This is a genomic window from Qipengyuania intermedia (genome assembly GCF_019711615.1).
Classification (GTDB): Bacteria; Pseudomonadota; Alphaproteobacteria; order Sphingomonadales; family Sphingomonadaceae; genus Qipengyuania; species Qipengyuania intermedia.
This window is the reverse complement of the sequence record NZ_JAIGNS010000002.1, coordinates 478,407-493,067: the sequence shown is the minus strand read 5'-3', so window position 1 is coordinate 493,067 and position 14,661 is coordinate 478,407. Positions and strand designations below refer to the sequence as shown.

The window sequence follows — 14,661 nt, the reverse complement described above, 5'->3', positions numbered from 1 at the left end:
GATTCGGCCCCTACCCTAACAAATGATGCACTCGTGGCTAGGGGAAGCGGTCCGGAGCGTAGATCGAGGCGTCGATCGCTTCTGTCATCTCGTCCCGCGGCCTCCCCAACAGCAGCTGCGAGGCCAGCCGTGCTGCCGCAGGCGAAGTCTGGATGCCGAAGCCTCCCTGCCCTGCAAACCATGCGAAGCCTTCGATCTCCGGGTCGTAGCCATAAACCGGCGCGCGATCGGGCGCGAAGCTGCGCAGGCCCGCCCATTTGCGCTCCACCGCCTGGATCTCCCAGTCGACCACGCCCTGAAACCGGTCGATCGCCTCCGCCACCGCCAGCTCTTCCGGCGCGGCATCGCAAGCGGCACTGGGTTCTTCGTCATGAGGGCTGAGCCAGACCCGCCCGCTTTCCGGCTTGAAGTAGAACTTGCCGGAGATATCCAGCACCAGCGGCTGGTCCGGTGCAGGCGCGGGATCGGTGCGCAGCTGGATCACCGTGCGCCTGAACGGCTGGATGCCGAGCGGCCTGGCCCCTGCCAGCGTCGCCACCTCGTCGGCCCATGCACCTGCCGAATTGACGAGGACCGATGCGGCAAAGCTGCTGCCACGTTCCGTCTCGAGCGTCCAGCTGCCCTTATCGCGGGTAGCACCGGCCAGCTGCGACCGGCATTCGAGTTGCACCCCGCCAGCCTTTGCCCGCGTCAGGTAGTGCGCATGGAGCGCCGCAACGTCGATATCCGCGCAGGCCGGCTCCCAGATCGCGTCCGACCACTGCGGCCTGATCCCGGAGATCTTCCCCGCCAGGTCATCCGCGCCGATCCTTTCGATGGTCGCCCCGGTATCCCGGAAGCGCGTCATGAAGGCATCGAGAGCCATCCTGTCTTCGCCCCGCCCGATGTAGAGCGCACCGCGCGGCGAGAGAAAACCGTTGTCCCGCAGATACTCTCCCGATGCGAGCGTAAGGGGCACGATCTCCGGTCCGCCGTAACATTCCTCCCAGAAGGCCGCCGAACGCCCGGTCGAATGATAGCCCGGCCGGTCTTCCGCTTCCAGGACGAGCACGCTGGCGCCTGCCTCGGCAAGTTCTGCCGCGAGGCTCGCACCGGCGATGCCGGCTCCGACAATGGCGAAATCGAAGACGGTCACTGCTTCGCCGGTACTACCCGGTCGAGGAATTCCGCAATGCCGGCCAAGGCCTTGTCACGCACAGCGTCCACTTCGCGCAGGATTTCGTGCCGCGCCTCGTCACCGAACACCAGGACCTCGCCGCGTGGCAGGCGCTGGGCTGCCCGCACCGCGGCCTTGTGGCTGACCAGCTTATCGTTCGCGGTCGAGAAGATGAACACCGGCACCTGGACCTTCTCCATTGCGCCGGGCGCCTCGATGACGCGGGTAGAGGCATAGGCGCGTTCCACCCAGCCCCAGCTTCCCGGGCCCATCACCAGTTCGGGGCGATGTTCGCGCCACCACAATTCGTCTTCGTACCGATCGTCGTCATGGGTGAGCAGGTCGCGCCGCCTTGCAGGCACCTCGCCCGGCTTTTCGCTCCATTTCCATGCCGGGCGCGTTGGGGCACCGATTCGCGTCATCAATTTCGCAACGCCGTGCAGCATGGGTAGCGGCAAAGGGGGACCGCTCATGCCGAGCATGGGCGCGGACAGCACGACCGCATCGGGCGATATCACCCCGTCGACCAGCGCGCGCATGACGATGTGCCCGCCCATGGAATGCGCCGCCAGCACATGAGGGCCGGGCGTGGATCGCACCCAATCCGACCAGAAATGTTCGAGATCTGCCACCCAGTCTGAAAAATCCGCCACGTGACCCGTGATTGCATCATCGCCCAGCCGGCCCGATCCCGCCTGCCCGCGCCAGTCGGCGGCGGTGACGCGCCAGCCGCCGCGATGCCACCCGTCCAGCGTCTCGAGGTATTTCTCGTAGAAATCGCCGCGACCGGGGAGGAACAGGATCGATCCGCGCGCCGCCCCTGCCGCTCCCGGCCAGTCGATTCGGCGTAGCTTGTGGCCGTCCGACGCCTCCCACATGCTTTCGGTGGCGCTGGCCGGAATGGCGCGCCGGTCGATGGCGGTGTCTGTCTGCAAGTCGGCGTGGCTGATGGGTGCCTCCCGGTTCTGCGCAAAGGGCATGGTTACTATTTGGTAAGCATGTTTGGGTAGCACTGGCCCTCGATACTTACGTTCGGGGACGTCATGCACGACCAGATTTTCACCTACGTTCTGCTTGCCGGATTGGCAATCGGCCTGCTGTGGGCGGCGTTTACCGACCTGCGCAGCCGGACCATCGGCAACCAGTTGAACATCGCGATCGCCGCCGGCGCTCCGCTGTTCTGGTGGGCTACGAGCCTCGACCTGTGGCCGGGCGTTGCCTTGCAGTTCGGACTGGCTGCCGCGACCTTCGCGGTGTGCTGCCTGTTCTTCGCGCTGCGGCAGATGGGCGGCGGCGATGTTAAACTGCTTACCGCACTGGCGCTGTGGTTCCCGCCCACCAATTTCGTCGTCCTCGTCATCATCATGGCGATGGCCGGCTGGGTCCTGACGCTTGCCATGGGCATGTGGGGCGTTGCCCATTCGCGCGTGGTCGGCGGCAAGCCGGTTCGCGATACCGTACTGCTGGGCGCCTTCACCCTGGTCTCGGCCAACTTCGCGAGCGCCGTCATGGGCGGACCGAAGCTGGCCATTCCTTCCGCAATCATCGAGCCGCTGGCAGCCAACGGCGCGACCTCCGTTCTGGTCGCCCTGGTGCCGGTGGCGATTCTCGCGTTCGTCACGCTGGCATCGATCAGGATCATCCGCCGACACGACCAGCAACCACGCATTCCATACGGGCTCGCCATTGCCGTCGCAGGGCTGTGGGTCGTCGGCGGCGGGTTCGTCACACAAATTTCTGAAGCCGGGATCGGCTGACAACCCGATTTTAACCAATCGGGGTCTAGACACGGAAACCATAGCTGTCCGCACAAAGATCACGCGGGCCATATGAGGGGGCTTAAAAGCCATGGATAGGAAGAAGCTGGTTCTGCTGGTTGGTGCACTGGTCGTTGCGATCGGTACGGCACTCGTTGCCCGCAGCATGTTCGCAGGAGCATCCGCTCCGCAGGCCAACGCGGCATCGCAAGTCGAAGCTGCAGGGCCCAAGGTCCTGGTTGCGCAGCGTGCGCTGCCGACCGGTACGATCATCACTGCAGATGCCATCGGCTATCAGCTGTGGCCGGAAGAGCTGGTTCAGGATGCCTACTTCCTGGACGGCGAGGCCGACATTACCAAGCTGATCGGTACGGTTGTACGCCATCCCGTGACTGCCGGTGAACCGGTGACCCAGGGTTCGCTGGTGAGCCCGGGCGACCGCGGCTTCCTTGCAGCGGCCCTCACCCCCGGTATGCGCGCCATCACGGTGCCCGTCGATGCGAAGAGCGGCGTTGCCGGCTTCGTCTTCCCGGGCGACCGCGTCGACATGGTCCTGACCCAGACGGTCCAGGGCACGAACGGCCAGGCGCTGAAAACGTCGGAAACCATCCTTCGTAACCTTCGCGTGCTGGCGACCGACCAGTCGACCACGCAGGAAACCGTGGACGGCGTAACGCAGGTCAAGGCCTTCCGCACGGTCACCATGGAAGTGACCCCGAAGATCGCCGAAAAGGTCGCCGTCGCCCAGACGATCGGCACGCTGAGCCTGGCTCTGCGCGCTATCGCCGACAGCGAAGGCGAACTGGAACGTGCCCTCGCCTCGGGCGACGTCAGCATCCCCGACGATGCGACACCCGAAGAGGAAGAGCGCATCCTTCGCGCCGCAATGGGTCGCCCCGACGACAGCCGCGGCACCTATGTCACCGGCGGCGACGTCTCGCGCTTCCAGCGCAGCTCGATGCCGCCGCGCGGCGGAGCAGCACCGCAGTCGAACGACGACGGTCGCACTTTCTCGCACACGTCCGGTGCCACCACCACGACAGCGGCTCCGGTGAGCCGTGGTCCGATGGTTCGCGTCACCCGCGGCAAGGCCACGGAAGCGGTTCCGCTTTCCATGGGCAGTGCAGTGCACGGCATGAACGCCGCAGTCGGTAACGGTGCAGGCCGCGTCGGGGAAACCGCCCCGGTCGCGCTCAGCACCCTTCGCTAAGAATTCAAGAGCTCAGGAAGCCATTCAGGGGGCAATTCCATGAAACGTCGTCTTTCCACCAAACTGCTGCTTGCCGGACTGGCCCTCGCGCCGCTGGCTGCCGCTCCGACGACCACGGCCACGGCCCAGTCGGTCGTAAGCCCGAGCCAGGACATCGTCCTCTCGATCGGTCGCGGTGAGCTCATCAACGTGCCCGGCGCGATGACCGATGTGTTCATTGCCAACGAGAATGTTGCCGATGTCCAGGTCAAGTCGCAGCGCCAGCTGTACCTGTTCGGACGTTCGGGCGGCGAGACCACGGTCTACGCCAGCAACGCTCGCGGCGATATCATCTGGTCGGCCAATGTCCGCGTCGGCTCGAACATCGGCAGCATCGACCAGATGCTCGCTCTCGCCATGCCGGAAGCCAAGATCAATGTCGCGACCATGGGTAGCAACGTCGTCCTGCTGACCGGCACGGTTGCCGCACCCGAAGATGCCGCCGAGGCCCAGGCTCTCGTCGAAGCATTCGTCGGTGAGGAAACGAACGTCATCAGCCGCCTGCGCATGGCGACGCCGCTGCAGGTCAACCTGCAGGTCCGCATCGCCGAAGTCAGCCGCTCGGTCGTTCGCGCTCTTGGCGTGAACCTCCAGTCGCTCGACAGCACCAGCGGTTTCAAGTTCGGCATCGGCCAGGGTCGTGCAGCAAAGCTGTTCTCGCCCGGCACGACGCTCGGCATGAACGCCAACACGGTGGACGTATTCACCGATCCTTCGACCGGTGAGTCGGTCGAAGTTCCGGCAACCTCGATCCTCGGCGCCGACCTCGGCAGCACGCTCGGCTTTGCCGGCAAGCTGCTCGGCCTCGACATCGGCGGCGCGCTGGACCTTGCGGAAACGCAGGGCCTCGTGACCACGCTGTCGCAGCCGAACCTGACCGCGCTTTCGGGCGAAACCGCCGAATTCCTTGCTGGCGGCGAATTCCCGATCCCGCTCAACCAGGGCCTCGGCACCACGACCATCGAATACAAGAACTACGGTGTGAGCCTTGCCTACACTCCGACGGTCCTCTCGAACGGCCGGATTTCGATCCGCGTACGTCCGGAAGTCTCGGAACTTTCGGCACAGGGCGCGATCGAATTCGAAGGCTTCCGCGTTCCCGCGCTTATCACGCGCCGTGCGGAAACGACCGTGGAACTCGGCTCCGGCCAGAGCTTCATGATCGCCGGCCTGCTGTCGAACAACGCATCGAACCAGATCGAAAAGGCTCCGGGCCTCGGTGACATCCCGATCCTGGGCAACCTGTTCCGCTCGACCGACTATCGTCGCGGCGAAACCGAGCTGGTCATCGTGATCACCCCGTACCTGGTGAAGCCGGTCAATGCGAGCGACATCCGCCTGCCGACCGACGGCTTCCAGAAGCCGACCGAATTCGACCGCCTGCTGCGCTACCGCGAAGCCGACGGCGTGAGCGGCGGCCAGGGTCGCCCGGTCCCGACCGTCCGCGGCGCTGCCGATGCGGCACCGCAGATTTCCTACGAGGGATCGAATGCAAGTGAACAGGTCGCCATGCCTTCCGAGGCGCGTCGCGACGAGAAGACCGCCGCTGCCAAGCCCGGCTTCAGCTTCGAATAAGGGGACGAGACATGCCTAAAGCAATCAATCGCAAGCTCACCGCTTCGCTCGCAGCCTCGCTCGCCCTGACACTGGGCGCCTGTGGCGGCATGAACATGGACAACCGCACGCTCTACAGCGTCAAGCAGCCGGTCGTGGAACGCTCGAACTATACACTCGACGTTGCCACGAATGCCGATGGCCTGCCCATCTCCGAACAGCAGCGTCTTGCCGGCTGGTTCGAGAGCATGGACCTTCGCTACGGCGACCGCGTTGCCATCGAAGACAGCACCGCTTCTGCCGCCGTGCGCGAAGACGTTGCCGAACTGGCAGGCCGCTATGGCATCCTGCTCGCCGAAGGCACTCCGGTCACCGCTGGCTATGCCGAACCGGGCCAGGCCCGCATCGTTATCACGCGCTCGACTGCCTCGATGCCGCAGTGCCCGGACTGGTCGCACACGGCCGAAGCAAACGAAAAGAACGCCACCAATCCGAATTACGGTTGCGCCGTTTACGGCAATCTCGCCGGAATGGTCGCCAATCCGGAAGACCTGATCCAGGGCCAGCAAGGCACTGGTGAGACCGTCGTTACCACCTCGACCAAGGCCATCAGGGCCTATCGTGACGCAGAGCCGACCGGTGTGGACGGCCTGGCGACGATCAGCACGACCGAAGGAGGGTCCTAAACCATGAGCGCTTCCTTGAAATCCAGCATGCCGGGCAACCGCGATCCGTTCGCCGCATTCATGTGCGATGAAACGGCGCTGGATGTCCTGCGTCCGGTCGTGATCGAACTCGGCTGGCAACCCGAGAAGTGTAACAAGGGCGGTCTGCGCAACGCGATCCAGTCCCTGTCGGTATCGGCCAGCCCGAATATCCTCATGGTCGACCTGTCGGAAAGCGGCGACCCGCTGAACGACATCAACGCCCTTGCCGAGGTTTGCGAGCCCGGGACGGTGGTGATCGCGGTCGGCCAGGTGAACGATGTGCGCCTCTATCGCGACCTGCTCGCCAGCGGCATCCACGATTACCTGCTGAAGCCGCTGTCGGCAGCGGTCCTGCGCGATTCCCTCAACGCTGCACAGGCGGTCTTCATGGCCCCGCGCGGCGGTGAAGGCGAACAGGCCCAGCGTCACATCTCGACCGCCGTGGTCGGCACCCGTGGCGGTGTCGGTGCCTCGACGATCGCGACCTCGCTGGCCTGGATGTATGCGGAAAAGCACATGCCGACCGCACTGCTCGACCTCGACGTGCACTTCGGTACCGGCGCGCTCACGCTCGACCTCGAACCGGGTCGCGGCCTGACCGATGCAATCGACAACCCCAGCCGCATCGACGGCCTGTTCATCGAACGCGCCATGATCCGCGCGAACGACAATCTGGCCATCCTGTCGGCAGAAGCGCCGATCAATTCGCCGCTGATGACCGATGGCTCGGCCTTCCTGCAGCTGCAGGAAGAGTTCCGCCACGCCTTCGAGATGACGCTGGTGGACTTGCCGCGCAACATGCTGATCAACTTCCCGCACCTGCTGAACGACGTGAACGTCGTGACGCTGGTGACGGAAATGACGCTGGCTTCGGCCCGGGACACGATCCGCCTCCTGTCCTGGCTCAAGACCAATGCCGCGCACGCCACCCCGGTGATCGTGGCCAACAAGGTCCAGCCCGGCGCTGCAGAAATCAGCAAGGCCGATTTCGAAGCGTCGATCGAGCGCGCGATCGATATCTCGATCCCTTACGACCAGAAGGCCGCTACCAATGCTGCGAAGCTCGGCAAGACCTTTGTGGACGCGAATGCTTCGAGCAAGTCGACTGCTGCGATCAAGCAATTGTCGACCCGCATCATCGGTCTCGGCGACGAGGAAAGCGAGGAAGCGGCACACGTTTCCGGCGGCAAGAAATCCCTCCTCGGCAGCTTCGACATCAAGTCGCTGCTCGCCAAGAAGGACAAGGGCCAGGTCGAAGAGGCCTGAACGGGGATGACGGAGTGATCCGGCTCAATGCGGGCCGGGTCATCCGCTCCTCACGGTAAGTTTACGGTACGGGACGGAGAGACACGATGAACATTGTCCAGCTCATGCTGGTTGCCGGCGGGATCCTCGCGCTGCTCGTGCTCGGATACGTGGCATTTGCCGGTCCCGACGCAGGCAAGCAGAGCCAGCGTCGCCTGCAGCAACTGCGGTACCGTCACTCGGAAAGCACCGACGCCAAGGTCGAATCGCAGCTCAAGAAGGCGATCGCTGCCCGCAAGCCCAAGCAGTTCAGGCAGGCCGGATCGGGTTCGCGCATCGAAGCGCTCGCCATCCGCCTCGACCGGACCGGCAAGGGCTGGACGCTCAGCCAGTACGGATATGCATCGCTCGGCCTCGGCCTCGTCGCTGCACTCGCGATCTTCCTCAAGTCGGGCTCGTTCGGGCTTGCGGTCGGCATCGGCGTGTTCGTCGGCGCAGGTATCCCGCACTTCGTGGTCAGCCGCGCGATCAAGAAGCGCACCAATCAGTTCAACGTGAAATTCCCTGATGCGATCGAACTGCTCGTTCGCGGCCTTCGCTCCGGTCTTCCGGTTACCGAGACCCTCGCCGTCGTGGCGCAGGAAGTTCCCGGCCCGGTCGGCGTGGAGTTCAAGGGCATCGTCGAGCGTATCAAGATCGGCCGCACGATGGAGGATTCCCTCCAGCAGACCGCCGACCGCCTCGGCATCCCGGAATTCAACTTCTTCTGCATCACGCTCGCCATCCAGCGCGAAACCGGTGGTAACCTGGCAGAGACGCTGTCCAACCTTTCGGACGTGCTGCGCAAGCGTGCCCAGATGAAGCTCAAGATCAAGGCGATGAGCTCGGAATCGAAGGCTTCGGCCTACATCGTCGGCGCCCTGCCCTTCATCGTCTTCGGCCTGATCTGGTGGATCAACCCGTCCTACATCGGCGCGTTCTTCACCGATGATCGTCTCACCGTGGCTGGCCTTGGCGGCCTGGTCTGGATGAGCATCGGGGCCTTCATCATGGCCAAGATGGTCAGTTTCGAAATCTAAGGCACGAGGAAGCGATATCATGGAACCCGCAAGCGGCCCTACCCTCCTCGGCTTCGACGTCATCCTCGTCGGCTCGATCCTTGCCGGGATCGCGGCACTGGCCGTGTTCGTGGCGATCTATTCGGCCGTCACGATCAAGGACCCGATGGCCAAGCGCGTCAAAGCGCTCGAAGGTCGGCGCGAAGAGCTGAAGCACGGCCTTGTCACCACAAGCGCGAAGAAGCGCCAGAGCCTCGTTCGCAAGAACGACACGGCCGACAAGGTGAAGGACACCCTGGGCAGCATGAAGGTGCTGCAGCAGAGCCAGGTCGAGGACATGCAGCAGAAGCTGGCCTGGGCCGGCTATCGCAACAAGGAAATCGCGGTCGTCCTTATCGGCCTGCGCATGATCCTGCCGATCATCCTCGGCGGTATTGCCTTCACCCTGCTTTACGTGGTCGAGGTCCAGCCCGACTGGCAGTTCAAGCGTGTCGCGGCCCTCGCTGCAGCGGTTTTCGCCGGCTACAAGGGACCGGAACTTTTCCTGTCGAACAAGGCGGCCAAGCGTACCGACGCGATCCGCAAGGGCCTTCCCGACGCGCTCGACCTGCTGGTCATCTGCGCCGAAGCCGGCCTGACCGTCGACGCGGCGTTCAACCGCGTCGCCAAGGAACTTGGCCGCGCCTATCCGGAACTGGGTGACGAATTCGCCCTGACCGCGATCGAGCTGTCGTTCCTCAACGAACGCAAGACCGCGTTCCAGCATCTCGCCTATCGCGTGAACCTCGAAGCGGTTCAGGGCGTGGTGACCACGATGATCCAGACCGAACGCTACGGTACGCCCCTGGCCAGCGCACTGCGCGTCCTGTCGGCTGAATTCCGTAACGAGCGCATGATGCGCGCCGAAGAAAAGGCCGCGCGTCTTCCGGCCATCATGACCGTTCCGCTCATCATGTTCATCCTGCCCGTGCTGTTCGTGGTCATCCTCGGACCGGCAGCCTGTTCGATCGCGGACGCCTTCAGCGGCGGGGTCGGAAAGTAGGCCTTTAACAAAACCCGAAAAAACGGGTCGCTATAGGAAAGCCTGGTCGACTGTTTAGTCGGCCAGGCTTTCTGCGTCGAAGTCCCCGGCATTGTCGCGCACGCGCGAAAGCATATCGCGCAGCGCCACGCGTTCGTCTTCACTCAGGACCGAGAACATTTCCTTCTCGATCTTGAGAGCCAGCGGCATGATGCCCGCGTGGACCGCCTTTCCTTCAGCGGTCAGCGCCAGCAGGTGCGAACGGCCGTCCTTGGCATTGGGCGTGCGCTCTGCCAGCCCGCGGGTTTCAAGCGTCTTGCACGCGCGGTTGACCGGCACCTTGTCCATCAGCGTCTGCTGCGAAAGTTCGCGCTGCGTCAGCGGGCCGCTATCGCCGAGGACAGCCATGATGCGCCATTCGGTCGTCTTGAGCGCGAAGCGCTTGCGATACTGTTCCGCGATCCGGGTCGAAACCGCATTGGATGCGACCGAAAGCTGGTACGGCAGGAAATCGGCGAGACGCTGGGCGGGCTGGCGGGTGGGCATGACGGTAGCTGTAATGCCCCCGCCCGCCATGGCAAGGCCGTTGCGCGTGTGACTATCTCATCTGCAACTATTCGAAACCTGGTTCGTCCCACCACGGATAGAAGTCGGGCATGTTCTCGCCCACCGTGTCGGGATAGGCGGGCGGCCGCTTCTCGAGGAAGCTGGCAATGCCTTCTTTCGCGTCCGCGCTGCGGCTGAGGCGGTAGATCGCGCGGCTGTCGATCCGGTGGGCCATCATCGGATGGTCGGTGGTGGAGAGGCGCCACAGCATCGCGCGGGTCATGGCGACCGACACGGCCGAGGTATTGTCCGCGATCTCGCGCGCAAGCCCCATCGCGGCGTCCATCAGTTCGTCCTGGGGGTGGAGCGAGCGCACCAGCCCGCGATCGAGCGCTTCCTGTGCATCGAAGACGCGGCCTGTCATGCACCATTCGAGCGCGGTCTGCATGCCGACGAGACGTGGGAGGAACCAGCTGGAGGCAGCTTCGGGCGTGATCCCGCGCCGCGCGAACACAAAACCGAAGCGTGCATTGTCGCTCGCCAGCCGGATATCGAAGGGCAGCTGCATGGTGGCGCCCACGCCCACGGCTACGCCGTTGCAGGCACCGATGAGCGGCTTCTTGGAATTGAACAGGCGCAAGGTCAACCGTCCGCCGCCGTCACGGACACGCTCGTCCGAAAGGTCTTCGACCGGGTTTGGATCGGAGAAGACGTGGCCCCCGCCCTCCGGCGTCAGGTCCGCCCCCGCACAGAATGCCCGGTCGCCGTGCCCGGTCACGATCACCGCGCGCACGCTGTCGTCGGCGTCGGTCTTATCCAGCGCATCGATGAACTCCGCCATCATGGTGCGGGTGAAAGCGTTCATCTTCTCGGGCCGGTGCAGCGTGACGGTGGCGACGCCATCTGCGATGTCGAGCTTGATCTGCGTGTAGTCGGTCATTCGTTTTCCCTCGTGTCTCTCGAACGTGATGGAACACGGGGAGCAGCGTCGTGGCAAGTGGGAAAGCCCCTCGCCAAAGCAAACGAGGCGCGCCCAGCGGACGCGCCTCGCGAATTTGCGGGTGTTTCCTACGCCCGGATCAGAACGACTTGCGCAGCTCCACATGGAACTGCCTGCCGCGTGCGGAGTGCAGTTCGCTGAAGTAGCCATAGGTCTCGTCCGCCAGCGGTGGATCTTCACCGAACAGGTTGTTGATCGCAAAGCGCAACCGCGTTCCGTCGAGCGCGGTGTCGTTGTTGATCGTGTAGGCGATCGAGAAATTGACCGTGAAGAAGTCGTCGACCCGGTAGAAATTCCCGTTTGGATCGTCGGTTTCGATCAATTCGTCGCGGGTGACGCTCGTGTCCCACACCTCGCCGACGTACGACCCGAAAAGGCCGACATCGACCGGTCCGCTTTCCCAGTTGATGGCGCTGCTGAAACGCCATTTCGGGCGCCCTTCGATCTCGAGCAATTCGCCCAAGCCATCGACGCTAACGTCCGGCGGAAGCAGGCCGCTCTCGATAGCATCGAGCAGTTCCTGCCCTTGCGGACCGGCGGACTGGACGAAGCTTTCGAGACGAGCGGCATTGAAGCGCAGGCGGAAGTCGCCGAGGCCGAAGTTCGGCACGTCGTAGAACATCCCGAAGTCCCAGCCCTTTGATACGCGGCTGTCGAGGTTGAGGTATGGGTCGAGCACCTGGATGATCGCACCTGCCGGGGCGAGGCTCGTGCCTGTGAACAGGGCGATGTCGTCCGCCGTCGGATCTTCGCGGATCACGTTCGGGTTTGTGCTGCCATTGAGACGGCGCAGCAGGTCGAGAGCGATGGCATTGTCATCGCCGAAGGTGCCGACCAGCCCTTCCTGCTTCACGCGCCAATAGTCCGCCGTCAGCGTCAGGCCCGGGATGAAGACCGGCTCCAGAACCACGCCGAGGTTGATGCTGGTGCTGTCTTCGGGTTCGAGATCGCGAGCGCCCGAACGGAAGCTGATCGTGCCTGCACCCGGGCAGGCGCCGAGGTTTTCCAGCGTGCCTTTTTCCACGCGGGCCTGGCAGACCACGAAGTCGTCACGCGTGTTCGAACGCGTGGTTCCTTCATCGTTGACCTGCACGAGGTTCGGCGCACGGAAGCCCTGCGACCATGCACCGCGCAAGGTGACGCCCGGGAAGGTGGTCCAGGACGCGGCAACGCGCGGCACGATTGCCGTCGCATCGATATCGGCGAAATGCTCGATACGGCCAGCAAGCTGGAGGTTCAACTCCTCCACCAGCGGGATATTCATGTCGGGCGCGACCAGCGGGACAAAGACTTCGGCAAATGCCGAATAGACATCGCGCGTGCCGTCAGTATCGGGAGACGGGCTGGTGCCCGCGACATCGCTGCCGTTGAAATCGCCCGTCACGCTGTCGGTGAAGGTAATCGTGCCATCTAGACGCGGATCGCGGTCGTCGTAGAAAGTCTCGCGTCGGAACTCGATCCCGGTCGCCACGCCGACATCACCGCCCGGCAGAGTGAACAGGTCATCGCGGCTCAGCTTGAAATCCGCCAGCGCCAGGCTGGTGCCGCCCTTGCGGAAGACGTCGATGCGGAACGGGTCGATCGACGAAGCGGGATTGGGCGTGCAATCGCCCTCGCCCGGATCGTCGAGACAGCCGCCGTTGAAGGGGTTGTAGGCGTCGGGCGTCGTCAGGTTGATCTGCTGCTGCATGAGCGTGAGCGACACGCGATTGCGGGCAAGGTCGACCAGATCGGCCTCGGAATACAGGACACCGGTGTCGAAATCCCACGCGCCGAACGAACCGCGCAGGCCAGCAACGAGGCGGTAGGTGTCCTTGTCGACGCTCACGTCGCGGTTGCCCACATCGACGAAACGATAGCGTTCCATGATGAGATCGGCACCGCCCGCTGCAATGGTCGTGCCCGGCAGGCGATTGGGATTTGGCGAACCGTCGGCCAGCGTCGTCGGGCCGAAGGGGTTCCAGTAGGCATCGCGCGCAATGCCGACCGGCACCGCGCTCAGGATCGCCGAAGCCTCGATATTGCGGCGGTTTTCGGAGCGGTAGTAGCTGCCTTCGAAATAGGCTTCCACATTGCTCGACAGCTCGTAGCTGAGCAGGGCCATCGCGTTGTAGCGCTTCTTGGCGCTGATGAGATTGTTACCGAAATTGGTGTTGTAGCGGACCGCGCTGGTCGGCGTGGTGCCGTTGCGTGCGCAGATACCGTTACCGAAATCGAGGCGGCAGCCCGGGAAAGTGGACGGCTGGAGGTAGAAGTCGTCATCCCCGATCGGTGTGCGGCTGGACGGGGCCTGGATGTCGAACTGGCCGAACGGGCCGAAGGTGTTGCGGTTGTTGAACGATGCATCGCCTTCGAAGTCCGTGCCCTCGACCAGCGGGAGCCGGTTGTCCTCACCCGCGTAATCGCGTTCGGACGCAGGCATGCCATTTTCTTTGAAATAGCCGCCGTAGACGGTCAGGTTGCCGCGGCCACCGCCGAAGTCGAAGCCGTAACCGCCGCTGATCGAGTAATTGTAAAGGCTGGTGCGCTGCGATGCGCGCCAGTCCGCTTCGAGGAAGCCTCCGGTACGATTGCCACGCAGGACGGTGTTGATCACGCCGGCCACGGCGTCTGCGCCGTAGATGGCCGATGCACCGTCGCGCAGGACTTCGAGGCGACGCACGCTACCGGGAGCGATTTCGTTGGTATCGGCGCTCACCACGGGAACGAGCAGTTCGGTCTGGAAACCCGGGTGCAGCGTCATGCGCCGCCCGTTGATAAGCAGGAGCGTGTTGCCTGTGCCGAGATCGCGCAGGTTGATCGACCCGACGTCGCCGCGCGCACTGTTCTGGGTGGTGGCGTTCTGTTCGTTGAACGCGACGGTGCCTGCCTGCGGGATGGATCGGAAGAGTTCGTCGCCCGACGCGGCGCCGGTGTTCTCGATAGCTTTTTCGTCCAGCACGGTCACCGGCAGGACGTCGTTGATCTGGGCGCCGCGGATTTGTGTCCCGGTTACCACGATCTGGTTGGAATCGTCGCTTTCTTCAACCGGAGCAGGAGCGGGCTCTGATTGCGCATAAGCCGTGCCCTGCATCAGGGCAAAAACGGCAGTAGAAGTAACTAAAGAACGGATTTTAGAGAATTTCTGGGCCATAACTCCCCCCCTGCTAAAGCAACCCTTGGGAATGCTTGCCCCGGGGAATTTCTTCGGCAACGAAAATCGGCGCAGGCCCCTACCGAATTCTGGCGACTTGCAATTGGACTTGACAATTTCTTGGATTGAGCATCGCCACACTCATATTCCAAGTAACCGAAAAGTGAGTCGGTTTCGGATTGTGGCCGGACCGGAACCGTCCGTCCCCGCGAAACGCTTTGGGTTCAGACAGGTT

At 63.7% G+C, this 14,661-nt stretch carries 12 protein-coding genes; 7 read left to right on the top strand and 5 right to left on the bottom strand.

Features of this window, described 5'->3' with window-relative positions; all coding sequences use genetic code 11:
• Positions 1-37 precede the first annotated feature (37 nt).
• Positions 38-1,135, bottom strand: coding sequence for an NAD(P)/FAD-dependent oxidoreductase (locus K3179_RS08700; protein WP_221564054.1), 1,098 nt, complete (start codon positions 1,133-1,135; stop codon positions 38-40).
• Entirely contained in the window at positions 1,132-2,034 is a 903-nt protein-coding gene (locus K3179_RS08695) for an alpha/beta fold hydrolase (RefSeq protein ID WP_247712991.1), read from the bottom strand. Before K3179_RS08695 ends, K3179_RS08700 begins: the two co-directional genes overlap by 4 nt.
• Before the next feature lie 165 nt (positions 2,035-2,199).
• Here K3179_RS08695 and K3179_RS08690 point away from each other — a divergent pair, with 165 nt between their 5' ends.
• The 7 genes from K3179_RS08690 (at position 2,200) to K3179_RS08660 (ending at position 9,768) form a co-directional block, all read left to right on the top strand.
• Positions 2,200-2,913 (top strand): A24 family peptidase, encoded by a 714-nt coding sequence (locus K3179_RS08690; RefSeq protein WP_221564050.1) that lies wholly within the window; start codon positions 2,200-2,202, stop codon positions 2,911-2,913.
• Positions 2,914-3,004: 91 nt separating this feature from the next.
• A complete protein-coding gene (gene cpaB / locus K3179_RS08685) occupies positions 3,005-4,123 on the top strand; it encodes a Flp pilus assembly protein CpaB (RefSeq protein ID WP_221564048.1) in 1,119 nt (372 codons plus the stop codon).
• 39 nt (positions 4,124-4,162) lie between these two features.
• Positions 4,163-5,737, top strand: coding sequence for a type II and III secretion system protein family protein (locus K3179_RS08680; RefSeq protein WP_221564046.1), 1,575 nt, complete (start codon positions 4,163-4,165; stop codon positions 5,735-5,737).
• An 11-nt stretch (positions 5,738-5,748) separates the two neighbouring features.
• Complete coding sequence (locus K3179_RS08675; RefSeq protein ID WP_221564044.1) at positions 5,749-6,402, top strand: CpaD family pilus assembly protein; 654 nt, start codon at positions 5,749-5,751, stop codon at positions 6,400-6,402.
• Between the two features lie 3 nt (positions 6,403-6,405).
• Complete coding sequence (locus K3179_RS08670; RefSeq protein ID WP_221564042.1) at positions 6,406-7,689, top strand: pilus assembly protein CpaE; 1,284 nt, start codon at positions 6,406-6,408, stop codon at positions 7,687-7,689.
• 86 nt (positions 7,690-7,775) lie between these two features.
• Positions 7,776-8,747 (top strand): type II secretion system F family protein, encoded by a 972-nt coding sequence (locus K3179_RS08665; RefSeq protein WP_221564040.1) that lies wholly within the window; start codon positions 7,776-7,778, stop codon positions 8,745-8,747.
• A 19-nt stretch (positions 8,748-8,766) separates the two neighbouring features.
• Positions 8,767-9,768: a type II secretion system F family protein gene (locus K3179_RS08660; protein WP_247712916.1), complete on the top strand. Its 1,002-nt coding sequence runs from the start codon at positions 8,767-8,769 to the stop codon at positions 9,766-9,768.
• Between the two features lie 54 nt (positions 9,769-9,822).
• On the opposite strand, the gene K3179_RS08655 is transcribed toward K3179_RS08660, so the two are convergent.
• The 3 genes from K3179_RS08655 to K3179_RS08645 form a co-directional block, all read right to left on the bottom strand.
• Positions 9,823-10,293 (bottom strand): MarR family winged helix-turn-helix transcriptional regulator, encoded by a 471-nt coding sequence (locus K3179_RS08655; RefSeq protein WP_221564038.1) that lies wholly within the window; start codon positions 10,291-10,293, stop codon positions 9,823-9,825.
• A 67-nt stretch (positions 10,294-10,360) separates the two neighbouring features.
• On the bottom strand, positions 10,361-11,233 hold the full coding sequence (locus K3179_RS08650) for a crotonase/enoyl-CoA hydratase family protein (protein ID WP_221564036.1): 873 nt from the start codon (positions 11,231-11,233) through the stop codon (positions 10,361-10,363).
• Positions 11,234-11,372: 139 nt separating this feature from the next.
• A complete protein-coding gene (locus K3179_RS08645; protein ID WP_221564034.1) occupies positions 11,373-14,426 on the bottom strand; it encodes a TonB-dependent receptor domain-containing protein in 3,054 nt (1,017 codons plus the stop codon).
• Positions 14,427-14,661: the final 235 nt, after the last annotated feature.